The organism is Niallia circulans (assembly GCF_003726095.1).
Taxonomy (GTDB): Bacteria; Bacillota; Bacilli; order Bacillales; family Cytobacillaceae; genus Niallia; species Niallia circulans_A.
Window position 1 is genome coordinate 3,562,885 of sequence record NZ_CP026031.1, and the last position, 22,679, is coordinate 3,585,563.

A 22,679-nucleotide genomic window follows, 5' to 3' on the forward strand; every position below is an offset into this window, starting at 1 on the left:
TCATTCACTTGCTTTGTTACTATCCCCTTCACAGAGATCTTGAACAAACTTTGGTAAGATGAAGGCTGCTTTGTGTAACTCTTTCGTATAATATTTTGTCTCTATCGAATGGAATCGACTTTCTGGAACATTTAATGGATCATACTTTTTAGATCCAATTGTAAATGCCCACATGCCACTTGGATACGTCGGAATATTGGCGATATATAATCTGGTGATCGGGAATATTTCCTTTACATCTCTTTGCACGGAACGAATGAGCTCTCCCTTAAACCAAGGATTATCACTTTGAGCAACAAAAAGTCCATCGTCCTTTAACGCTTTCGCTATTCCTGCATAAAAGCCTTTAGTAAACAGATTAACAGCTGGACCCACTGGTTCTGTTGAATCGACCATAATGACATCGTATTCCTGCTCGCTTTTGGCAATATGCATAAACCCATCGCCTACTTGTACATCTACTCGTGGATCATCCAGCTTACCTGCTATTTCTGGTAGAAATTTCTTACTATATTCAATTACTTTACCATCGATATCAACAAGCGTCGCTTTTTTGACACTAGGATGCTTTAAAACTTCTCGAATAACTCCGCCGTCCCCACCGCCAACAACTAGAACATACTCAGGGTTGGGATGTGTAAACAGTGGAATATGGGCTACCATTTCGTGGTAAACAAACTCATCTCTAACAGAAGTCATCACCATATCATCCAATAATAGCATATTTCCCCATTCTTCCGTTTCTACCATATCTAACTTTTGAAATGGTGTTTGTTCTGTATGTAATGTACGCTTGATTTTCATCGTGATTCCAAAATCGTCGGTCTGCTTCTCTGTAAACCAAATTCCCATTGACATATCCTCCATTCATTTGATTGGTATAAAGTTTCTTATATGCTAAAAGTTCCTTATTTCTTCATTTCTTGTGAGTACAATCTTCTTTTTATACTTCCCAATCAAACAAATAACAAACACGAAAAAAGTATAGTGGATATTCGTTAAAATGCAAAGATTTTTTTTATATTCCATGATAAAAATGTTTAAAACGCCAATGTTTACCACATACTAGTTTTATCTATTTACCTTTCATTTAATGTGATAAAAGAACAAAGAAGTTTCTATTTAGGAGGTGTCATGTTTTGGAGGTCATTGTAAATAAACTTAAAAACTCTGGCAAGTATTTACGTCTATTGATTATATTAGGGCTTCTTTTCATGATAACCGCCAGCATCATTTTTATCGGTATATATGTATATGCTCGTACACTAGGCCCTCCACCACTTGCTGTTTCTCAGTCAACAATCTACTATTCAGATGATGGCAGCATTATTGGCGAAAGCAGCAATGGACAGAAAAGGTATTGGGTGTCCATTGATGATATTAGTCCCTATTTAGTAGACGCTACTGTTTCTATTGAAGATAAAAATTTTTATTCCCATCACGGCTTTGACTATAAACGAATTGGCGGTGCTATTTTAGCCGACATAAAAGCAATGGCAAAAGTTCAAGGGGCGAGCACAATAACCCAGCAATATGCCCGAAACTTATTTTTAGAGCATGAAAAGACGTGGAAGCGAAAAATTGCAGAGGCCTTTTACACCCTTCGATTAGAAATATTCTATACAAAGGATGAAATACTAGAAGGCTACATCAACACTATTTATTATGGTCATGGAGCATATGGAGCAGAGGCGGCAAGCCAATATTACTTTGGAAAAAAGGCCTCCGAACTAACTTTAGGAGAAGCAACCATGCTTGCTGGTATTCCGAAGGGACCTAGTATTTATTCTCCTTTTTCATCGATGGAGAATGCGAAGAAAAGACAGGGCATCATCCTAAATTCCTTAATTGAAAATGGATATATAACAGAGGAAGATAAAAAGTTAGCAGCAAAGGAAAAACTATCGTTAGTAGGAAAATTTCCAAATGCTAGTGTGGAAACAGCACCTTATTTTCAAGATACTGTAAAAAACATTCTGAAAAACCAGCTTCATTTAGATGATAAAACGATTCAATTAGGTGGATTAAGAGTGTATACAACCTTAAACACAGAGCAGCAAAAAATAGCAGAGGAAACGATTAATCAGACGATAAATAAGGCTAGTAATATACAGATTGGCTTTGTTGCTATGGATCCAACTACAGGCAATGTTAAGGCAATGGTAGGCGGAAAAGATTATGAAGAAAGCCCATTCAACAGAGCAATTCAAGCAACTCGGCAACCTGGTTCAACGATTAAGCCTTTATTGTATTATGCAGCACTTGAACATGGATTTACACCTGCTACGATGATGAGCAGCGAACAAACAACCTTTCGCTTTGATGATGGGAGAGATCCATATACCCCGCATAATTTTAACAATCAATATGCCGATGGAAATATTACCATGGCACAGGCACTAGCTGTCTCTGATAATGTTTATGCTGTTAAAACCCATCTTTTTTTAGGGCAAGATACATTAGTGAAAACAGGAAAGAAATTCGGCATTACAACCGATTTACAAGAGGTTCCATCTCTCGCTCTTGGAACTTCCAATGTTCGTGTGATTGATATGGCAAATGCCTATAGTATATTTGCCAACGGAGGAAATAGGGTATCTCCTGTTTTCATTACAAAAATTGAGACAAATGATGGGCAATTACTCTATGAACATAAGCCAAAACCAGAAAAGATTTTAGATACGGATTTAACGTTTGTGATGAATCAAATGATGACAGGCATGTTTGACCCTACTCTCAATGGCTATGCCTCGGTAACGGGAAGTACTATTAAAGACGACATCACAAGAATTTATGCAGGAAAATCTGGCTCCACTGAATCAGATAGTTGGATGATTGGTTATACTCCACAGCTAGTATCCGCTGTTTGGACAGGCTATGATCAAGGAGAGCCTATAACTTTAGCAGCTGATAAAACATATGCAAAGAAAGTTTGGGTTCAGTTCATGGAACAAAGTTTAAAAAAGGAGCCGATCAAAGGATTTACACCTACCAAAGGTACTGTTGGCGTTTATATCGATCCTACGAGCGGCAAACTCGCATCAGCTGCATGTAATACAAAAAGAATGATGTATTTTACCAAAGACACTGTACCAACAGAATATTGTGCTGATTTACCAAAAGAAGATTCTAGCGAAAAACCAGCAAATAAGGAAAAAGGAAAAGAAAAAGTACCATGGTATAAACGAATTTTACCTTGGTAGGATAAACTTGATAAAGCATACTACCAGCTATTTTGTGGGAAGTATGCTTTTTTGTTTAGGTGCGACAGGGTAAAGCTCTCTTCTTCCTCTAAATGGTACCAGAGAGCCTTTCTCTGTTCCCTTTCCTCTCTCTTCTTCCTCCAAACGGGAACGGAGGGCCTCTCTCTGTTCCCTTTTCTTTCTCTTCTTCCTTCAAACGGGAACGGAGGCTCTCTCTCTGTTCCCTTTTCTCTCTCTTCTTCCTCCAAAAGGGAACAGAGGGCCTTTCTCTGTTCCCTTTTCCCTCTCTTCTTCCTCCAAACGGGAACGGAGGGCCTTTCTCTGTTCCCTATTCTCTCTCTTCTTCCTCCAAACGGGAACGGAGGGCCTTTCTCTGTTCCCTTTTCTCTCTCTTCTTCCTCCAAACGGGAACGAAGGCTCTTTCTCTGCTCCCTTTTCCCTCTCTTCTTCCTCCAAACGGGAACGGAGAGCCTTTCTCTGTTCCCTTTTCTCTCTCTTCTTCCTCCAAACGGGAACGAAGGGCCTCTCTCTGTTCCCTTTTCCCTCTCTTCTTCCTCCAAACGGGAACGGAGAGCCTTTCTCTGCTCCCTTTTCCCTCTCTTCTTCCTTCAAACGGGAACGGAGGGCCTCTCTCTGTTCCCTTTTCCCTCTCTTCTTCCTTCAAACGGGAACGGAGAGCCTTTCTCTGTTCCCTTTCCTCTCTCTTCTCCCTCCAAACGGGAACGGAGGGCCTCTCTCTGTTCCCTTTTCTCTCTCTTCTCCCTCCAAACGGGAACGGGGGTCTCTCTCTATTATCTTTCCTCTTACTTCCTTTTCCCCAGATGGCATAGACAACGGTTCTTGCTCCTATTCCTCCTCCAACCACACATCTTCTACATGCTTTCTTTTTTGCTGCTTGTTTATTTTCCGATATTCTTTCGATTTAAAAATAATATCGAAATCATAATCTTCTGGATATAGCTCTGTTCCTTTTATATAGAGCTTTAATCGTTTTTGGTTCACGGTTCTTTTTTCCTGCCGAACCTGGACTATATATCTTCCTTGTACATCAGGACCTTGATAAACAATTCCCATTTCATCCGTTTCTGTAAGAATCACATTATCCCCTTTCTCAAAAATAGGCTCCCGGGATGGAGTGGGATTAACCGTTTTTTTCTCAACTGACTTTCGCGCGTACTTATTGACTACAATTTGCTGCTGAAAATCCAGCTCCTTTAAATTCTGGTCATGATGGAAATTCCGATATGTTTTATACGTTATCTGATGCGCTTTTTCGATGAGCTTAGGGTGCAAGCCTAATTTGCTTGCAATTTCAAACGCCTGGCTTCTTCCGCTTTGTCCCAGTAATAGCTTATATGTTGGTCGCAATGTATTGATATCAAATTCCATTGTTCCATTTAAAAAACCTTCTGTTTGATCTGCAAATTCTTTCATCTCGCTATAATGTGTGGTCGCAAATAAGGTTGCTCCTTTTTGATAAAGCTGTTCTAAAATGACAATAGCAAGCGCCATCCCTTCTCCCGGATCAGTCCCTGATCCCAGCTCATCAAGTAATACAAGGGAGCGATCATTGGTTGTTCTTAAGATATCAATTATATTCACTAATCTGGAGCTAAACGTACTTAAATTTTGTTCAATGCTTTGTCCGTCGCCTATATCCACAAATATATGTTGAAAAATAGCGATTTTACTCCCTGCCTTCGCCGGAATTAGTAAACCAGATTGAGCCATCATTGTTAATAAACCAATTGTCTTTAATGTGACTGTTTTCCCACCTGTATTTGGTCCTGTAATAACAAGGGCACGATGCTCTTCTCCAAATGAAAGAGTTAAAGGAACTGCTTTGTCTCCAAGCATTGGGTGCCGAGCCTCTTTTAAATAAATCGTATAATCTTCTGATAAGAAAGGCGGCTTTGCAGCAATCACTCGGCTATATTTTGCTTTCGCAAATAAAACATCATAATAGTGCATCGTTTCTATCGCTAAATTAATAGCCTCTTCCTCAGCCAAAAGCTTCTCCGTTAATTCATATAGAATTCTTTCTACTTCAGATTCTTCTGCTAGCTTCATGGTTTCGATTTCTGCTTGCATGTCAGCAAGTTCGATTGGCTCAATAAATACAGTTGCTCCAGATGCGGATGTATCCAGTACGCTACCTTGGATTTTTGTTCGATATTCTCTTTTTACAGAGAGTGTCAAATGACCGTTACGTTCCGAAACAATTTTGTCCTGAAGATAACTCGCATATTTTTTGGATTTCACTAATTGGCTCGCTTTTTCTTTTACTCTATCTGTCAGGATGGACAGCTGTCTTCTTAAATAGGCTAAATCACTTGAAGCATAATCATCCACATTACTATGTCTAATACATCTTGCTATTTCCTCTGTAAGCTCGCTAACATCAGGAATGGATTGAACATAAAGCGAGACATTTGGTGCCGCATATTCTTTATCCCGCATAAATTGTTTAAGCTTTGTACAATGTTCCAAAAAGGAAATAACAAACGGAAATTGATCTGCCCGAATATAAATCCCTTTTTTTGCTTGGCTTAAATAAATAGACATTTCATCAAGTGTATGAATCGGCACACTACTAGATATTTCTATGATTTTCATCGCCTCTTCTATTTCCTTGATTGACTGCTCCATTTTTCTTTTATCCTGCAGCGGCCGCAGTTTTCGTATTGTCTCTTTCGCTAAATTTGTTTTGGCATAGGATTCTATCTCTTCTAAAATTTTATAAAAACCTAATACTTCAAATGCCTGTTGATTCATTTTAATTCCTCCTATTTTTCTTCCAATAGCCCTTAAAAATAGAAAAAGCCAGCGTGAACAAACACTCACACTAGCTTTTTGGGTAGACCTATCCACTTTAAGAAGCGGAGTAGGAGATCCTTTACAATAAAAAAATAAAAACTATGACAAATATGCCATAGCTTTTTATCATCTATTGCTTGCTATGAGGCTTATTCTTAACCTTCCTTGAAATTCCCATGCTAAATAAACCGGTATATCCCCAGTTTTTTAACAAAATTCAAGGCCGTATATAATTAACGGTTAGTTAAGAACACTCACACTCATAAAACAATCTCCTTTAAAAGGGCTATTTATTATAATTTCTCTTTCAGTTTATCGATTTCCTCGCTCATTTGTCAACATTTTCAAAAAAATTATCCTAACAAGTCTTGTTTCAGCTGTTCTACAGAGTTATCCCATAGGCGCTGATCATGTTTTTTCAGAAAATCTGCCAGCACCTTTTTAGACTTCTCATCCATATGATCGACCATAATATGTCTTTTCATACTTTTATCCATCTTATTCACATGCTCTGGAAGAGACTTATAACCTCTTCGAATAGAACGGTCTACAGTCATTTCACATGCTGTTACACCAGCATAATAAGGACCTTCAGGCTTACGGTCAATTGTCACCCAAACTAACCAGTAAGGCTTGCCATTAGGAACCTCTTCCTTTGTTTTCAAAAATTTGATGCCACGTTCCACTGCACTTCTTGCATGCATGGCGCCGATATCAACGATCGCTTCTCCCTCTTCTACATCAATAATAACAGGAGATACATTTTCTAAACTAAGACTGCCAATTCCAAAGCCTTTATGCCCATCGGTTGGGTCATTTTTAATAATATTAAAGCCTATTGTTTTCTTCTTTTTTTCTTCCATTTTCATACTCCTTTTGCGATTTATTATAAACGATCGCGGATTGGTATAGCTTGACGATTTTTATTAGTCGTATATATAAAACCGACTTTTATCCTCTGTAAAATCAAAATAACAATTGATTAAACAGCGACAGAAAAAAGTATCGTATCACTTCAATCCAAGGGAATATCGTATAGCTTGATAAACCTGTAACAATTAATACAATAAATAAAATAGATCCATAAACTTCATACTTGGACATCGCTGCTCTGACTCGTGAGGAAACCAGATCTTCAATAATTCGGTAACCATCTAAAGGGGGCAAAGGAAGCAAATTAAAAGCAAATAGTAATAAGTTCATATAAACAAAAATTTCAAAAAACGGATATAAATCAAAATTACTTCCCATTGGTACTTGTAACTTTATTAATATTGCAAGAATGATAAAACCAAGAAAAGCTAGTATTAAGTTACTAACAGGACCTGCTAAAGTCACCAATACTCCAGCTAATTTTGGCCGCTTAAAATAATGACGATTAACCGGTACTGGCTTCGCCCATCCGAATCCTGCGATTAAGATAAAAATTGCCCCTATGAGATCAATATGAGCGATTGGATTTAGCGTTAACCTTCCTTGCTTTTGCGCCGTGGGATCTCCAAATTTATAGGCTACAAATGCATGTGCGAATTCATGGAAGGTAAAACCTATTACAATGGAAATAATAATATATGGCAAATCCGCCAAATTTTGCGAAAATAACAAATGATTAGCTCCCCTCTATACACAGTTTCTATGGAAAATGAATATTCTCTATCTAGTAATGTTTCCTTTTAAAATTATACATGATATTAAATTGGAAAGGAAAATTTTCTTTTGTTGCCTCTTCATAAGACTCTATTTACATGCATATACGCTGATTAGAAACTTGCACTTTTCCAAGAAATATGAAAAACTACAATCAAAACTAAGGAGGATTTGAACAAATGCCATATGTCACTGTAAAAATGTTAGAAGGTAGAACGGAGGAGCAAAAGAAAAATTTAGTAGAGAAAGTAACAGAAGCAGTTGTGGAGACAACAGGCGCATCAAAGGAAAAAGTAGTAGTCTTTATTGAAGAAATGCCTACAAACCATTATGCTGTTGCAGGCAAACGCCTAAGCGATCAGTAAAAGCAGTTCAAAAAGGTCCCGCCCAGCAAATCAAATCGTTGCACGGCAGGACCTTTTTTTAATGATTTCTTTTCTCTCTTAAGCTTTCAATATACGCATAGGCAATCTCTATTTCTTCTTCCGTATATTTTTGTTTGGCCTTTAATGTGAATACTTTTTCCTTCACTTCTTCCTTTGGAAGGCTATCAAAGAAAAGAACGGTTGACACAAGCTCAAGGAAGCGAGAATTCTGGCCATTCATATCTTCTAGACAAGGAGACAAATCAGGCATTTCCACCTCATTAAGGTCCAAAAATTCCTTTCCATTATCGGTTAAAGTATATCGATATTGGAAATATCCTCCCTTTTTCTCTTTTACTTCATTCAAAAAACCCATATTGCATAATTCTTCTATTCGCAAGGTTAGTTCTTCTGAATAGGGACCGAAAAAGTGAAACTGATATTTTTCATGAAATGGAAAATCGAGCTTTTTTGCGATATATATCATTTTTTGCAGCTTTTTTCTTCCAATAATTTCGCCCGAAGCAGCAATTGCTTTCATTACTTTGGCATGATCTTTTAACAAATTGGGTCATCTCCTACTCCATTTAATCCTAAGACATACATCTATTGAATATCCAACAATTGACGAATTTGTTTTTTTATTTCCCCTTTGGAACTGTCATCCTTTAAAATATCCTTAGGAAAATATAACTTGTGATCGGTTCTTCTTTTTCCAGAAATACTATCAACAATTTCTGATTCTCTGGAAAGCTCTCTAATTTCTCCGTTTTTCATCAATAGATGAATCGGTAATCGCTCTTCCTCTTCTCCAGGTCGATAAAAATCATAGGGAAGATCTGACGAAGAATCGACAACTAAATAATACTCCGGATCCAAACCTACTTTTTGGAATAAACCAGATAATTCTTGAAGCTTTTTATATTCTTTAGCTGGATCAAACTCCACATATTTAAAAAGATTTCGGTTCATAAACCTGCGGCAGAGATCCTTCAAAACGGCATCATCTTCTTCTTGCCACATCTGAAAATAGTAGAGAATAATAGCCTCATCCAATTTTAAGTAGTCTTCTAACGATGTTTCGTCTTCAAAAATTGAGTAAAAATGAATAGGGTGATATTTAAAAGAGTAGAATTGCTCGTGTAAATATTTCGCTCTATGTAGAATTTTCGTAAGAATTACTTCCGCACTTCTTGTCACTGGATGGAAATAGACCTGCCAGTACATTTGATAACGGCTCATAATATAGTCTTCTACCGCGTGCATTCCGCTTTTTTTAATAACAGCCTGATCTTCACGCGGGCGCATTACGCGCAAAATTCGTTCCATATCGAAATTCCCGTAGCTAACCCCTGTAAAATATGCATCTCTTAGCAAATAATCCATTCGGTCTGCATCTATCTGACTGGAAATTAAACTAACTACTAGTTTTTCCTTGGAGGTTTTGGCAATTATTTCGGCAACCTTTTTAGGGAAGTCCTTCTCTACTTTTGTCAAAACCTTATTAACTTCTGTTTTTCCTAAGATAATTCTGCGTGTAAATTCTTCATGATCAAGATCAAACACTTTTTCAAAAGAATGAGAAAAAGGGCCATGGCCTAAATCATGTAAGAGAGCGGCACATAAAGAAAGCAACCTTTGGTCATTGTTCCATTCTTCTCGGCCTTCAAAAACATCGTCAATGATTCTTCTAACAATTTCATATACTCCTAGAGAGTGATTAAACCTGCTATGTTCTGCACCATGAAAGGTAAGATAAGTCGTGCCCAGCTGTTTAATTCTTCTCAGTCGCTGAAATTCTTTTGTTCCAATCAAGTCCCATATCACTCTGTCGCGAACATGAATATAGCGATGGACTGGATCTTTAAATACTTTCTCTTCATTTAGCTTATCCGTCGAATATGGCATCTTTCTCACTCTCTTTCATTCATTGGCTATTTTTTATTCATTCTAGTAATTAGAGTAATTCCATATTCTAAAGATAGAAAAAGAGGGTTCCGTGTAGGCATTTTAAAAGGGAAAAGAATCATGGCTTTCTCCATAAAATAACTATCCAGTGGAAACTCCTCTGTTTTACTAAGGCTCTGTTCATTTTCATTGTTGTTTTATACGAAGATTATTTTTTCAGCTTCGCATTGATCTTATCCATTAACTCTTCTTCTGTTAATGCAGCTAGTGGACGATTATTGACAAAAGCAAATGTTTTTTTACGACCAGGACCGCAATAGGATTGACAGCCTATATCAATTTTAGCATCTGGATCAATTTGCTTTAAACGGGGTATTAACGTTTTTAAATTCACTGCCTGACAATCGTCGCAAACACGAAATTCGTTTGCCATTTGGACAACCCTTTCTATACATGCTCTCCAATTACGTTATCGAAAATTTATTCGACAACATTCTCACTTATTACTATATGGTATTTTACCCCTTCTCCACTAGCAATGCAAGATGCAAAAGATTGTAAAATAGTGACGAATTTGTGGAGAAAATCCACTAGTCCAACAGTATTATTCCCCCACTACTATAACAATAATTTTTGTAAACTAGCTCGCTTCTCTATATTAATTAAGCAATATGGGTTATAATTTTCTCTTGAATATAGGGAGGTTATACAATGAACAAAAGTAGAATATTAGTAATGTGCAGCATTGTTCTTGCGATGCTTATTGCCTCTATTGATACGACTATTATGAATACAACTATGCCAATTATTGCAGAAGAACTTGGCGGTACGGAATTATACGCTTGGTCTTTTGCTGCTTATATGATAGCAAGCACAATTCTATCACCAATTGCAGGAAGACTTTCCGATTTATTTGGAAGAAAAAAGCTGTTTGCTTTTGGAATTATTGTCTTTTTAATTGGTTCCCTGCTATGCGGAATCTCATCCACTATGACTCAATTAGTTATTTTTAGAGCATTGCAAGGGATGGGAGCTGGATTCATGATGCCATTTCCTGCAATCATTGCTGGGGATCTTTTTTCTATTGAAAAGCGAGGGAAAATCCAAGCATTATTTACTGGCATGTGGGCTTTATCCGCCATATTAGCCCCTACTCTTGGTTCTCTCTTTGTAGAATTTATGAGTTGGAGATGGATTTTTTATATCAATTTACCAGTATGCATTATTGCACTCCTAACTTTAATTCCATATAAAGAAGTTTATCAAGCTAAAAAGGCACAGGTGGATTACATCGGAGCAATGCTATTTGGAATCGGAATAACTTGTTTATTACTAGTTACAGTCCTTGAAAGCTACCTTTATCTTTATGCTATAATAGGTGTCCTTCTGTTAATCACCTTTTATTTCTTTGAAAAAAGACAAACATCTCCTATTGTTCCATTATCCATTTTCAAAAATAAGACGATCACTTGGATGTTTATTAATGGATTTGTTGGAACATTGGCCTTATTTGGAACATCGAGCTATATTCCATTATTCCTCCAAAATCAGGCAGGGTTGTCTGTATTATGGAGTGGGGTTTCTCTCCTTGGCCTATCGGTTGGATGGATGGCCATGTCTGTTCCTGCAGGGAAATGGATATTAAAATATGGCTATCGCATTCTATTAATTATTGGAAATGCCCTATTGCTGCTTTCAGGAATATTATTAGTATTATTAAATGAATCAAATGGCTTCTGGTACGTATTTATTCTTATGGTCGTACAAGGTCTTGCCTTCGGCTTACTAAGTACAGTAGGTGTGATTGGTGCCCAGGCACTAGTTGGAAACCATGAAAAGGGAATTTCCACCTCCTTCTTTATGTTTTGCCGAAACATGGGAACAGCTATTGGCGTAACGATTATGGGATCATTGCTAAATAGTGGTACAACCTTTATGGATGGCATTCACCATCTCTTCCTATTTGGATTTATTGTTAGCATATTTGCTTTTCTTTCTGCATTCTTCATTCGAAACGAAGAAGCTTTAGTTGAAAAAAATGTATAGAGATTCCCATCTTCTTTGTTCCAAAAACAGTCGGTTTATCGCCGGCTGTTTTTTTAATCCTCTTTATCCGCTAATTTCCCTTTTTTCAATTCTATAAAAAAATCTACTATCCTTGTATTTCTTTTGTATAAACATCCAAGTTTCTGGAAAAGATGGGACTAGAAATATTTATTTATCGTGATTAAGTTGGGAGTTGAGTTATCAATGAAAGTTAGACAAGATGCATGGTCAGAAGAAAATGACCTATTATTAGCAGAAACAGTTTTAAGACATGTACGAGAAGGGAGCACACAGTTAAATGCCTTTGAAGAAGTTGGGGATAAACTAAACAGAACTTCGGCAGCCTGTGGATTCCGCTGGAATGCAGTCGTTCGCCATCAATATGAAAAAGCACTTCAGCTTGCCAAAAAACAACGAAAGCAACGACAACGGATGTTAGGAAAAGATCAAGGCGGCAAGAAAAAGCTATTATATTCACCACCTGTGCCAACAGTGGATGATTTCGAAGCACTTACTGTATCCACTAGCTTAGAAATGGGTTCTATGGATTTAGATGCTATGGAAACATTCATTACAGCAGAAACATTAGATACAAATGTTAATAGTCCACAAGAAGAAGAGCTTGCAAACTATCAATCAGAAGAAGATGAGCAGCCATTACCAGCGTATGAAGCGAAACAAGCACCTGTCTATTCATCTGTAAATCATAGCCAAGCTGGCACACTAAATTTCGACATGGTTCTTTCCTACTTACAAAATTTCCGAAATGCTACCATCCAGATGGAAATCTTAAAAAGCGAGAATGAAAGATTAAAAAGAGAAATGACTTCCATTAAAAGTCGAAACAAGGAATTAGAAGACAAGCTCCATCAAATCGAAAACAACTCAGAAACCATGCAAGAAGATTACGAGACACTGATGAAAATTATGAACAGAGCCCGAAAACTCGTCCTCCTAGAAGAAGACGAGCGCCCAACCAAATTTAAAATGGACCGAAACGGAAACCTCGAAAAAGTCGCAGAGTAACTAAAAAGCGGAAGCGCCTTGCTCATCAGCGTACAAACTGGTCGACTAAAAACGCCACGTCCTGTGGCAACGTCGACACTAGTACATCCTATACGTCGAAGGGCTTCGACTGAGATAAAGGATACACGGCGAACGCCAGTGAGTCGATGTTGACTTATCGTAGGGAGAGGTTGTGAAGCCATTATCTAATCTACCTGTAGCGGTCCAAATTTATTAAAAAGAGAGAGGATTAATAGTTGGCAGCACATTTCTCGATTATAAATAGAGGATAAGAAAAGGGATTTTCTTTACTTGAAACCCCCTTCCTTATCCTCTTTTTGGTTTTAGCGAAATGGCTGCATGATTTTCTCGTTTCTTTCCACAACCCGATCATAATAAGATTCAAATAGCGAAAGCTCTTCTCCTTGTAATTGATCTGCAAATAAAAATTCTGCATGATCCTTTAAAGCTAGTAACAATTTGGTCATAACTTGATCAACTGTTAAAGATACTCCTAACAATTCTGCTAAGGATGCCATTACTTCAGGGTCTATCTCGGGATACTCAAACTTTGTCGTCTCTCCTTGTAGACCAGAAGAATAAAATTGTTTGATGATCCCTGCTCTATCCTGTCCACTTCCATTTACGCAAAGATAAATTTGCACAGCAACTCCGTTTCTTAAGCGTCTCTGGGAAATTCCAGCGAATTTTTTTCCATCAATACTTAAGTCATAGCTGCCAGGGCAATAGGAACCAACAATCTCTTTTGCTTCAATCGTTTTTCCATACTCACGGAACATATATTTAATCAATTCAAACATCGTATCATAACCACTGTTAATATCAATTCGTTTCTCCTGCTCTGGGAGAATAAGTGATATATTTAACACGTCCTTATCTAATACGACAGCTAGACCACCTGAATTACGAACAATATAGTGGTATCCCTGCTCCTTTAAAAAAGTTAATGCCTCTTTCAAACGTGGTAATCTCGTATCTTGAATTCCTAATACAATTGTCCGATCATGCACCCATGTTCTGGCCGTAGCTGGTGCCATCCCGCTTCCCACGGAAGAACATAAGGTATCATCCATACCAAAAGATGTAAGCGCGGATACATGTAAACCTGTTGTAGACTGATCAATAATTCTCCATTTTTCTTGTTTTAATAAACTAGTATTGCCAACCATCACTTAGCTCCTTCTGTTTATACCAACTATCTATTCTATTTTAAAAAAATTTAGTCCTCTTTATTCATCACAATGATTTATTATAACGAATTTATAGCTATTTCAAAAGTAATCCTCTCTTTTTTGATATTTTTTTGCATCCTTTTTTAGGAATAAACTTAAATCTGCTTCGTTCATTCGCTCTAATTACTTTTTCTTTAATCCGGGACAGATACTACCCATATGTTGTATAACTTGAAAATTTTATGAGAGGGATAAGATAAAAGGTAGATGACATAAACAAAAAAGACGCCTCCCATTCTAAGGAGACGCCTGCTTTTAAATTTATTTTGTTAAGCTTTGACCAGCTGTAATTAGAGCTAATTTATAAACATCTTCTTCGTTACATCCACGAGAAAGATCGTTTACAGGAGCATTTAATCCTTGAAGGATTGGTCCTACTGCTTCAAAGTTACCTAGTCTTTGGGCAATCTTATAGCCAATATTACCAGCTTCAAGGCTAGGGAATACAAATACATTTGCATCACCTTGAATTGGAGAATCTGGAGCTTTTTGTTTTGCTACAGATGGAACAAATGCAGCATCAAACTGGAATTCACCATCGATTACTAATAATGGATCTCTTAATTTAGCTTCTGCTAATGCACCTTCTACTTTTTCTGTTTCTGGTGATTTTGCAGAGCCTTTTGTAGAGAAGCTTAACATTGCAACACGTGGATCAATGTCAAACATTCTTGCTGTTTTCGCACTTTCCACAGCGATTTCAGCAAGATCTTGGCTATCTGGAGTAATATTGATTGCACAATCCGCGAATACATATTTCTCATCTTCGCGCACCATGATAAATACACCAGATGTCTTTTTCACACCTTGTTTTGTTTTAATGATTTGTAAAGCTGGACGAACTGTATCTGCTGTTGAGTGAATAGCGCCACTTACTAAACCATTTGCTTGATTAGCATATACAAGCATTGTTCCAAAATAGTTTTCATCTAAAAGAATTTTACGAGCATCTTCTTCCGTTACTTTTCCTTTACGTCTTTCCACAAAAGAAGCAACTAGTGCATCAAACTGAGCATATTTCTTTGGATCATAAATTTCTGCGTTTTCTAATGAAACACCAAGATTGTCTGCTTTTGTTTGAATTTCTTCTATGTCACCAATTAAAACAGGGATTAACACTTTATCTTCTGCTAAACGACCAGCAGCTTTTAAAATTCGCTCATCTAAAGCTTCTGGAAAAACGATTTTTACGTTTTGACCAGTTACTTTTTCCTTTAAACCTGTAAATAAATCACTCATTAATTTTCTTCCTCCTTTTTATGTACACTTAATAGGATACTCTACCATCATAAAATTTCAAGAAATTTTCCTTACTTTCTTCTATTTTTATCCCATATAAAGCAAGATCTACTCATCTCACTCAGAAGAAGATGGAGAAGAAAAAACATTGGTTGTAGTTCTATTTATACAATGTGATATTTCCCTATATTTATCTTCCTTATACTCTTTTGACCAAACTGAAACTTCCATTTTTTAGAAGTCACAATAAGTTCACAATTATCCTAAGGGTTATTCCACTAAAATCTGGAGAAACTATGATATAGTTAAAATCGTATTAACGTTATTAATAAGGAGTGAACATATAAATGAGTGAAGCAGCAAAAACATTAGATGGCTGGTATTGTCTTCATGATTTCCGGACAGTAGATTGGACTACCTGGAAAATGTTACCTGACGAAGAAAGACAAGAAGCTATCACTGAATTCCTAGGTCTATTGGAAAAATGGAACACTGTTCAAGAAAATAATAGCGGCAGCCATGCATTATATACAATTGTTGGGCAAAAAGCGGACTTCATGATGATGATTCTCCGTCCCACTATGGAAGAATTACAGCAATTAGAAACAGAATTTAATAAAACCAAATTAGCTGAGTTTACGGTTCCAGCTCATTCCTATGTTTCTGTTGTAGAATTAAGCAATTACCTGCCTTCCGATTCCGATAAAGATCCATATGAGAACCCATATGTAAAATCTAGACTATACCCAATCCTACCAGAATCCAGCTATGTGTGCTTCTATCCGATGGATAAACGTCGTCAAGGAGAAGATAACTGGTATATGCTACCTATGGAAGATCGTAGAAGCCTAATGCACAGCCATGGCATGATTGGCCGCCAATATGCAGGGAAAGTAAAACAGATTATAACAGGATCTGTTGGTTTCGATGACTATGAATGGGGAGTAACCTTATTCTCAGACGATGTTCTTCAATTTAAAAAGTTAGTATATGAAATGCGTTTTGATGAAGTAAGCGCCCGTTATGGTGAATTTGGTTCTTTCTTTGTAGGAACCCTTCTAAAACAAGAAGCAATCACTAAATATTTACATGTAAACTAACACAATATGGAGAATTCCCTAAAGAATCTAGCTGATAGATAATTTAGGAGTTCTTCATTTTTTTTATAAAATTTTCTCATTAATTTAAATATAAAATTCAACTCTCCTTGTCATAACTTATTCCTTTTTCTCATAGGATGAAATAGTGAGCGATGACCTATGAATGAAACAACATTCACCGTCTACTTTCTAAAATTTATGGTCAACTTCGAATGGCGGAAGTATGTAGTGAAGAGTGGATAGAAGATAATGGAGGGATGAAAATGAGTCAGTCAAATTATGGGAACTATGGTTATCCACAAGGATATAGGAATTTTTCTGGGCAAATTCCTACCTATGGAAATCAGCAAGGGTTTCAACAACAAGTACCAATACAGCAAGGAATGCCTATGCCTACACAGGCACCAACACCAACACCGCCTGCTACACCTACTACATTACCAGGACAGTTGCCAATAGAAGCATCCTATATCGAGAATATTTTACGCCTTAACAAAGGGAAAATTGCTACTGTCTATGCAACATTTGAAAACAATAGAGAATGGAATGCCAAAATCTTCAAGGGAATTATTGAAGCAGCAGGGCGAGATCATGTTATCTTAAGTGATCCACAATCTGGAATTCGCTATTTAATTCTAATGCTCTATATCGATTATGTTACATTTGATGAAGAAATAGAGTATGAATATCCTTTTGCCGCTGGCATGCCAGGGTTAGCAACATCCCCGCCTAGATAACCAAAAAGCCTTCCCGTGCATCACTCATTTAGTGATGTACTTTTTTTGTTCTTTATTAAGATTAATAATGTTTCTCTTTTTATAGAGACAAAAAAGAATAGGATGAACATTATGATCTGCTCACCTATCCTTTTTAATATACTCTTATTACATCCATTTCCATGCAGCAATAATCACTAAGAGCCACGCTACTATAAACGCTACTCCGCCAAGTGGTGTGATAGCGCCTAATACTTTTATTTGGGTAACAGCCAATATGTATAGGCTTCCTGCAAAGAGGATAATCCCAATGAACATCAGCCAGCCTGCCCAGTTTAACAAACCGCTTTCTGGAAACTTCCCTAAGAGTAAACCGATTAGAATTAAACCAGTACTATGAAACATTTGGTAGGTAACGCCAGTTTTCCATACTTCAAGGTATTTATTTGTGATTTTCCCCTCTAAGCCATGGGCACCAAACGCTCCTAAAGCGACGGATAATAATGCATTAATTGCTCCAATAATAATGAAAGCTTTCATTTTTATCTCCTTTTTTAAGGCTTTTTGCTAACAGAATCTATGTAAATAGTTTGGATATTGCTTACCCCTTTTATTTACGATCGTAAAACAAGTATGCTTAAAAATCAAATAAGGAATCGCCATTTCCTTCGTCCATTTTTATTTTATTTGTTTGTGTTTGTATAGTTTGTTTTGGAATGCTTATTGGTGCTTGAACAGCTTGGAAGGATGGTTGCTGAACGGGTTGCTGATAGGTTATGCCTTCTTTTCTTTCCTGTTCTAAAACCAATTCACATAAGGATTTAATTGCGTAAACTCTTTCTCTTATTCTTGCGTCAGAATTGCTTGCTTTTGCTTCTGTCAGCTGATCCTCTATTTTAGCTAATAATTGCTGGATTGATATATTCACTTCATCCCTCCTTTGCCTGAAATCGCAGGCATTCTTGTCCAGATGCTCTTTTTACCTCGACAGATGGCATCATTCTGCCTTTAAATTGGAATGCCTTGCACCCTTTAGGGAACTGACTATCCCATGTAACATAGTAGAATTTGCATTTATAACAATTAACCTTCTTCTTTTCCATTCCAAACCCCTTCTAATCCCTTAGAAGGAAATACATGATGAGTAGATACTTCTATTTATCTAATAGAAATGACCCTCATATATATTTCCTTTATTATATTCTTCTTTTCACAAAAAATCATCTATACACCAATTGATCGGGGACTGTCCATTATTTTCAAGCATCCTATTTATAGTAGAAAATGGTCTGCTTCCTAGAAAACCACGGTGAGCAGAAAGTGGACTTGGATGTGTCGATAAAATGGTGCCATGCTTTTCTTGATCAATAATAGCAAGCTTTTTTTGAGCTGGATTTCCCCATAGCACAAAAATAACTGGTTCTTCTCTGTCATTCAACATCTTTATTACTTTGTCTGTAAATACTTCCCATCCTTTTCCACGATGAGAATTTGCTTGTCCCGCTCTCACTGTTAAAACGGTATTTAATAGAAGCACTCCTTGGTCTGCCCAGCTTTTTAAATAGCCATGGTTCGGAATAGAACAGCCAAGATCAGCGTGAAGCTCTTTATAAATGTTTTTTAAAGATGGCGGAACTTTTACATCTGGCTTAACGGAAAAGCTTAAGCCATGAGCTTGATTCGGGCCATGATAAGGGTCCTGTCCCAAAATAACAACCTTTACTCTGTCATAAGGAGTATAGGTTAAACTATTAAAAATATCTTCTCTTTTAGGATAAATAGTAGATTCTCTGTATTCTGTTTCTAAGAAGGTTTCCAATTGGATAAAATACTCCTTCTGACGCTCCTGTTCCAATAATTGCTCCCATGATGCTGCCATACTATCTCCTCCTTTATTCTCCTGCAAAGCTGACTTCAAGCGTATAGCCTAGTCTTCCATAGAATTCCTTCAATGTTTTTTGAGCATTTTCCTCTGCTTTCACTAAAATCCCCTGGTCTACAGCCTCTTCCTTCATCGTTTCCTTTGCTTCATCCATTAAACTATATGCTTCTTCCCACTTTACATCTCCTCTAAAAATGCCTGCAACAGAATATGTTTCTACATTGTCAAAATCAATGGAAGGATCCTGAAGAAAATCTGCCTTTGGTAACTCGATATGGATGCTTTTCTCATCCTCATTTACTTTTAATTGATTTTCCGTAACTCGTGATAAGTCTACACCAGCTGTTAGTGTCCCTGGTACAACTAACAATATTTTTCTTTTTGTTCCAGGGAAATCCGTTTCAATTTCCTTACCAAAAATTTCATTATCCTCTTTTTCTAGAATTGTTTTTACAAAAGCTTGAGAGGTGGCTAAAGTGGATAAATCTTTCATCTGTTCTAGATAAGCTGTTGTTTTTAGAACAGACTCTTTCGGAAAGGCTACTTTCCACAAACCTACTATTCCGGCTATCAAAAGTATGATTAACACACTTAAAAAAAGCATGATTTTTTTATTTAACCGATTCCTTAGTCTATATAAACCAAAAAAAGGAAAGCGAATTCCCCTTCTGTTATTTAACTCCATTGCTGTACTTGCCTGTTCCCTTTTCCCTGCACTTAACTCCCGGTTGATTCGTTCTTTTTCTTTTTTACTTACCATTTAACCCCTCCTGATCCTATTATTGTCTCCTTCTATTATATAGGGAAATTTGTCGATTGTGGGGATATTTGTCTATGTAGTATTTCCCAAATCGCAGACTATGAAAAAATTACCAACGAAAAAATTGTTTCATTACCATTTTAAGAGGCTATATAAAAAACATAGATAAATTCCACTATTTTAGGAGGCTATCATTATGTATAAAGTAGAAGTAGTAGAAAACGGTGTACAAGCAACAAATATTATTAATGCATTAGAAAATCAAGGCTACAAAAAAGAGAATATTTACATTTTTGCTCACGATAAAGACCGTTCTGAGGATTTAACAAATGCAACGGAAACTGGAAATGTATCGATGAAGGAGCAAGGTTTACTTGATTCTATCAGCAACGTTTTCCGAAAAAGAGGAGATGAATTGCGTTCTAAATTACAATCAGTTGGCTTAACAGATGCCGAAGCGGCCAAATACGAGGAAGTATTAGATACAGGTAAATTAGTAATCGTTGGTTCACAAGAATAAAAAGAAATCCCGCTTTCTTCTAGCGGGATTTCAGCTTGTTGACAAAAGGAATTTAGGAAATGCAAAAGGAATTATTATGCATTGATTGGAGTGGAAGGGGTGAGACTCCTGTGGGATCTGCGAGACAGTCTGAGACCCTGCAGGCCTTTAGGGCGAAGCGGCTCAGCGCGAGCCCCACGGAAAGCGAATCCCTGCAACGGAAATCAACTCTTATTTAAAAGAATGTATATGTATAAACTAAGACAAACTCCTAATTACTGAATTAGGAGTTTGTCGACAGTCTGAAATCCCGCTTTCTTCTAGCGGGATTTTTTTATTATCCTAATAATTGGTCATAGAGCTTCTTTGCATAGACAGCATCATTTGTTTCATGAATTAACGCTCTCCCATCCTTAAAAAATACTACTCTGTTCCTTTCTAGCTGAACAGATAGGAGGAAAGGATTTTGTCGAACTTTGTAGCCTTTCTTTTGAAAGCTTTCAGTTAATCGTTGAAAAGGAATATTTTTTGGAATAGAGGGGCGAATTTGGACCGTTTCTCTTCCACATAATACAGCTACCCTTGTCTGATTCTCCTTTTCGAGAAAAGGATATGTCCGTTTTTCACCACATGTAGGACAATCACTTCCCTTCGCACGGCTTACTTTCACATTGTGATATTCATTATTCCATAAATCAAACGTTAAAAAAGTTCCGCGCAAAGCAGCTTTGTCTTCTATTAAAAGCTTCAACGCCTCTGTTACTTGATGAGAAACGACCATCTGTACAGCTGGCGCAATAATTCCAACCGTATCACAAGTTAAACCAGTCATAGGCATTGTTTTCAATAAGCAATGAAGACAAGGTGTCTCACCTGGTATTATTGTGTAGCTCATCCCCGAACTCCCGACACAGGCCCCATAAATCCAGGGAATTCTATGCTTAACAGCCATATCATTTACTATCATTCTTATTTCCATATTATCAGTAGCATCTATTATTAAGTCGATATTCTCAACTAACTGTTCTAATAGCGCAGCCGTTGCCTCACCAATTATTCCTTTCACTGTGCAGTCTCTATTAATTTCCTTTAGTCTATTTTCGGCGGCAAATGCTTTTGGTATTTTCTCATCAGCATCCTTTTCTGTATATAGCTGCTGCCGCTGCAGGTTGCTTTTTTCGACATAATCTCTATCTATAATGGTTAAGCTTCCGATACCGCTTCTGCATAACATCTCTGCAACGGAAGACCCTAATGCACCTGCACCAATAATTAATACATGCTTCCTGCCAATTATTCTCTGCCCTTCTTTTCCAATAGAGGAAAACAAAACTTGGCGTGAATATCTGCTTTGATCCATTTGTAACTACTCCTTCCTCATCCCCCGCTAACAGGTGGAATAAAGGCAATTGTATCGTTTTCTTCCACTGTATCTTCTTCCAATGCAAATTCCTCGTTTACCGCAACCATTACTCCTTGAAGAGACAGCGAAGGAAATGCATTTAATAAATATTCCTTAAGCTGTGCAATCGTCTGCCCTTGCCATTCCAATTCCATTGCCTCTTTTCCTATTATTTCTTTCACTCCAGCAAAGAAAAGTAATTGGATCAATTTAATTCCTCCTCACTTGGTGTGCCATCTTCATACCTTTTCGTTCCTTTCTGGTTCCCAATCCACTCTTCACCAGATTCCCAATGTTCCCTCTTCCAAATTGGCACGATTTCTTTTATTCTTTCTATCGCATATTGATTGGCCTCATAAGCATCCTTTCGATGAGGAGTCGAAACTGCTATCACTACCGCTACATCACTGATTTCCAGCTTGCCGATTCGATGAGTAATTGCAATATCAATGTCTCCCCACTTCTCCTTTACCTCTTCCCCTATTTGCGCAAGTTTTTTCGCAGCCATCGGCACATATGCCTCATATGTTAAAAATAATGTTTTTTTTCCAGCAGTCATTTCCCTTACCGTACCAATAAAAGTAGTAATCGCACCTGCATTTCTTCTTACAACCTTATCAATAACCTCTTGCAAATTAATTGGACGGTCCGTTATTTCAAATCTCATATGAATTCCTCTCTCGATCTACTCTTACCTTTTTTTCTTATCGATTTTTCTATTTTTCTTTCAAACGGAAAGATTATATTTAAAGGTTACCATAAACAAAGACAGAATTCTCTTACTACTCTTTGCTCTTTTCCATATTTTTTATCATTGGTATGCAAAATCATCTTGTA

The 22,679-nt window shown here is 37.1% G+C and carries 25 protein-coding genes; 7 read left to right on the forward strand and 18 right to left on the reverse strand.

Features of this window, described 5'->3' with window-relative positions:
* Window positions 1–852 (reverse strand): spermidine synthase, encoded by an 852-nt coding sequence (gene speE, locus C2I06_RS17035; RefSeq protein ID WP_095329539.1) that lies wholly within the window; start codon window positions 850–852, stop codon window positions 1–3.
* 287 nt (window positions 853–1,139) lie between these two features.
* Here speE and C2I06_RS17040 point away from each other — a divergent pair, with 287 nt between their 5' ends.
* The gene (locus C2I06_RS17040; RefSeq protein ID WP_123258500.1) at window positions 1,140–3,203 is read left to right on the forward strand and encodes a transglycosylase domain-containing protein; all 2,064 of its coding nucleotides are present in this window, start codon (window positions 1,140–1,142) and stop codon (window positions 3,201–3,203) included.
* Between the two features lie 20 nt (window positions 3,204–3,223).
* On the opposite strand, the gene C2I06_RS25135 is transcribed toward C2I06_RS17040, so the two are convergent.
* From C2I06_RS25135 to C2I06_RS17065, 4 genes are all read right to left on the reverse strand, one after another.
* The gene (locus C2I06_RS25135) at window positions 3,224–3,763 is read right to left on the reverse strand and encodes a hypothetical protein (protein WP_164463732.1); all 540 of its coding nucleotides are present in this window, start codon (window positions 3,761–3,763) and stop codon (window positions 3,224–3,226) included.
* Between the two features lie 286 nt (window positions 3,764–4,049).
* Window positions 4,050–5,978 (reverse strand): endonuclease MutS2, encoded by a 1,929-nt coding sequence (locus C2I06_RS17055; protein ID WP_123258503.1) that lies wholly within the window; start codon window positions 5,976–5,978, stop codon window positions 4,050–4,052.
* A 395-nt stretch (window positions 5,979–6,373) separates the two neighbouring features.
* Window positions 6,374–6,883: a YwhD family protein gene (locus C2I06_RS17060; protein WP_095329536.1), complete on the reverse strand. Its 510-nt coding sequence runs from the start codon at window positions 6,881–6,883 to the stop codon at window positions 6,374–6,376.
* 103 nt (window positions 6,884–6,986) lie between these two features.
* Window positions 6,987–7,625 carry a site-2 protease family protein gene (locus C2I06_RS17065; RefSeq protein ID WP_095329535.1) on the reverse strand — a complete coding sequence of 213 codons (639 nt, stop codon included), beginning with the start codon at window positions 7,623–7,625 and terminating at the stop codon, window positions 6,987–6,989.
* A 221-nt stretch (window positions 7,626–7,846) separates the two neighbouring features.
* Between C2I06_RS17065 and C2I06_RS17070 the strand changes: the two genes are divergently transcribed.
* The gene (locus C2I06_RS17070; RefSeq protein ID WP_095329534.1) at window positions 7,847–8,032 is read left to right on the forward strand and encodes a 2-hydroxymuconate tautomerase; all 186 of its coding nucleotides are present in this window, start codon (window positions 7,847–7,849) and stop codon (window positions 8,030–8,032) included.
* A 58-nt stretch (window positions 8,033–8,090) separates the two neighbouring features.
* Here C2I06_RS17070 and C2I06_RS17075 read toward each other — a convergent pair whose 3' ends face one another.
* The 3 genes from C2I06_RS17075 to C2I06_RS17085 all read right to left on the reverse strand — a co-directional run bounded on the left by C2I06_RS17075 (window position 8,091) and on the right by C2I06_RS17085 (window position 10,373).
* Window positions 8,091–8,597, reverse strand: coding sequence for a YwgA family protein (locus C2I06_RS17075; protein ID WP_047940787.1), 507 nt, complete (start codon window positions 8,595–8,597; stop codon window positions 8,091–8,093).
* Between the two features lie 41 nt (window positions 8,598–8,638).
* A complete protein-coding gene (locus tag C2I06_RS17080) occupies window positions 8,639–9,940 on the reverse strand; it encodes an HD domain-containing protein (protein ID WP_095329533.1) in 1,302 nt (433 codons plus the stop codon).
* 208 nt (window positions 9,941–10,148) lie between these two features.
* A complete protein-coding gene (locus C2I06_RS17085) occupies window positions 10,149–10,373 on the reverse strand; it encodes a YuzB family protein (RefSeq protein ID WP_095329532.1) in 225 nt (74 codons plus the stop codon).
* A gap of 278 nt (window positions 10,374–10,651) precedes the next feature.
* On the opposite strand from C2I06_RS17085, the gene C2I06_RS17090 reads away from it, so the two are divergent.
* Both C2I06_RS17090 and C2I06_RS17095 read left to right on the forward strand, forming a co-directional pair.
* Window positions 10,652–11,986 carry an MFS transporter gene (locus C2I06_RS17090; protein WP_095329531.1) on the forward strand — a complete coding sequence of 445 codons (1,335 nt, stop codon included), beginning with the start codon at window positions 10,652–10,654 and terminating at the stop codon, window positions 11,984–11,986.
* Between the two features lie 204 nt (window positions 11,987–12,190).
* Window positions 12,191–13,012 (forward strand): RsfA family transcriptional regulator, encoded by an 822-nt coding sequence (locus C2I06_RS17095; protein WP_095329530.1) that lies wholly within the window; start codon window positions 12,191–12,193, stop codon window positions 13,010–13,012.
* Window positions 13,013–13,335: 323 nt separating this feature from the next.
* Here C2I06_RS17095 and lipL read toward each other — a convergent pair whose 3' ends face one another.
* Window positions 13,336–14,181, reverse strand: a complete 846-nt coding sequence (gene lipL / locus C2I06_RS17100; RefSeq protein WP_095329529.1) for an octanoyl-[GcvH]:protein N-octanoyltransferase — start codon at window positions 14,179–14,181, stop codon at window positions 13,336–13,338.
* 324 nt (window positions 14,182–14,505) lie between these two features.
* Window positions 14,506–15,483 (reverse strand): phosphate acetyltransferase, encoded by a 978-nt coding sequence (gene pta / locus C2I06_RS17105; protein WP_095329528.1) that lies wholly within the window; start codon window positions 15,481–15,483, stop codon window positions 14,506–14,508.
* Between the two features lie 347 nt (window positions 15,484–15,830).
* On the opposite strand from pta, the gene hemQ reads away from it, so the two are divergent.
* Window positions 15,831–16,583: a hydrogen peroxide-dependent heme synthase gene (gene hemQ, locus C2I06_RS17110; protein WP_095329527.1), complete on the forward strand. Its 753-nt coding sequence runs from the start codon at window positions 15,831–15,833 to the stop codon at window positions 16,581–16,583.
* A 263-nt stretch (window positions 16,584–16,846) separates the two neighbouring features.
* Complete coding sequence (gerQ, locus tag C2I06_RS17115) at window positions 16,847–17,320, forward strand: spore coat protein GerQ (protein WP_095329526.1); 474 nt, start codon at window positions 16,847–16,849, stop codon at window positions 17,318–17,320.
* Between the two features lie 147 nt (window positions 17,321–17,467).
* On the opposite strand, the gene C2I06_RS17120 is transcribed toward gerQ, so the two are convergent.
* From C2I06_RS17120 to C2I06_RS17140, 5 genes are all read right to left on the reverse strand, one after another.
* Entirely contained in the window at window positions 17,468–17,839 is a 372-nt protein-coding gene (locus tag C2I06_RS17120) for a DUF423 domain-containing protein (protein WP_095329525.1), read from the reverse strand.
* A gap of 97 nt (window positions 17,840–17,936) precedes the next feature.
* Window positions 17,937–18,227: a YwdI family protein gene (locus C2I06_RS17125; RefSeq protein WP_123258504.1), complete on the reverse strand. Its 291-nt coding sequence runs from the start codon at window positions 18,225–18,227 to the stop codon at window positions 17,937–17,939.
* 1 nt (window position 18,228) lies between these two features.
* Window positions 18,229–18,402: a uracil-DNA glycosylase gene (locus tag C2I06_RS17130; protein ID WP_095329523.1), complete on the reverse strand. Its 174-nt coding sequence runs from the start codon at window positions 18,400–18,402 to the stop codon at window positions 18,229–18,231.
* A gap of 107 nt (window positions 18,403–18,509) precedes the next feature.
* Complete coding sequence (locus C2I06_RS17135) at window positions 18,510–19,178, reverse strand: uracil-DNA glycosylase (RefSeq protein ID WP_095329522.1); 669 nt, start codon at window positions 19,176–19,178, stop codon at window positions 18,510–18,512.
* Between the two features lie 13 nt (window positions 19,179–19,191).
* Window positions 19,192–19,941 (reverse strand): DUF4230 domain-containing protein, encoded by a 750-nt coding sequence (locus tag C2I06_RS17140; protein WP_123258505.1) that lies wholly within the window; start codon window positions 19,939–19,941, stop codon window positions 19,192–19,194.
* 196 nt (window positions 19,942–20,137) lie between these two features.
* On the opposite strand from C2I06_RS17140, the gene C2I06_RS17145 reads away from it, so the two are divergent.
* A complete protein-coding gene (locus C2I06_RS17145) occupies window positions 20,138–20,461 on the forward strand; it encodes a YflT domain-containing protein (RefSeq protein WP_047940799.1) in 324 nt (107 codons plus the stop codon).
* A gap of 316 nt (window positions 20,462–20,777) precedes the next feature.
* Here the strand turns inward: C2I06_RS17145 and C2I06_RS17150 are convergent, their stop codons facing one another.
* Genes C2I06_RS17150 through C2I06_RS17160 form a run of 3 tightly spaced genes read right to left on the reverse strand, consistent with a single transcriptional unit; the run spans window position 20,778 to window position 22,509 of the window.
* Complete coding sequence (locus C2I06_RS17150; RefSeq protein WP_123258506.1) at window positions 20,778–21,800, reverse strand: MoeB/ThiF family adenylyltransferase; 1,023 nt, start codon at window positions 21,798–21,800, stop codon at window positions 20,778–20,780.
* 17 nt (window positions 21,801–21,817) lie between these two features.
* A complete protein-coding gene (gene moaD, locus C2I06_RS17155; protein ID WP_123258507.1) occupies window positions 21,818–22,051 on the reverse strand; it encodes a molybdopterin converting factor subunit 1 in 234 nt (77 codons plus the stop codon).
* Entirely contained in the window at window positions 22,048–22,509 is a 462-nt protein-coding gene (locus C2I06_RS17160; RefSeq protein WP_095329511.1) for a molybdenum cofactor biosynthesis protein MoaE, read from the reverse strand. The genes moaD and C2I06_RS17160 overlap by 4 nt, the downstream gene beginning before the upstream one ends.
* Between the last annotated feature and the right edge of the window lie 170 nt (window positions 22,510–22,679).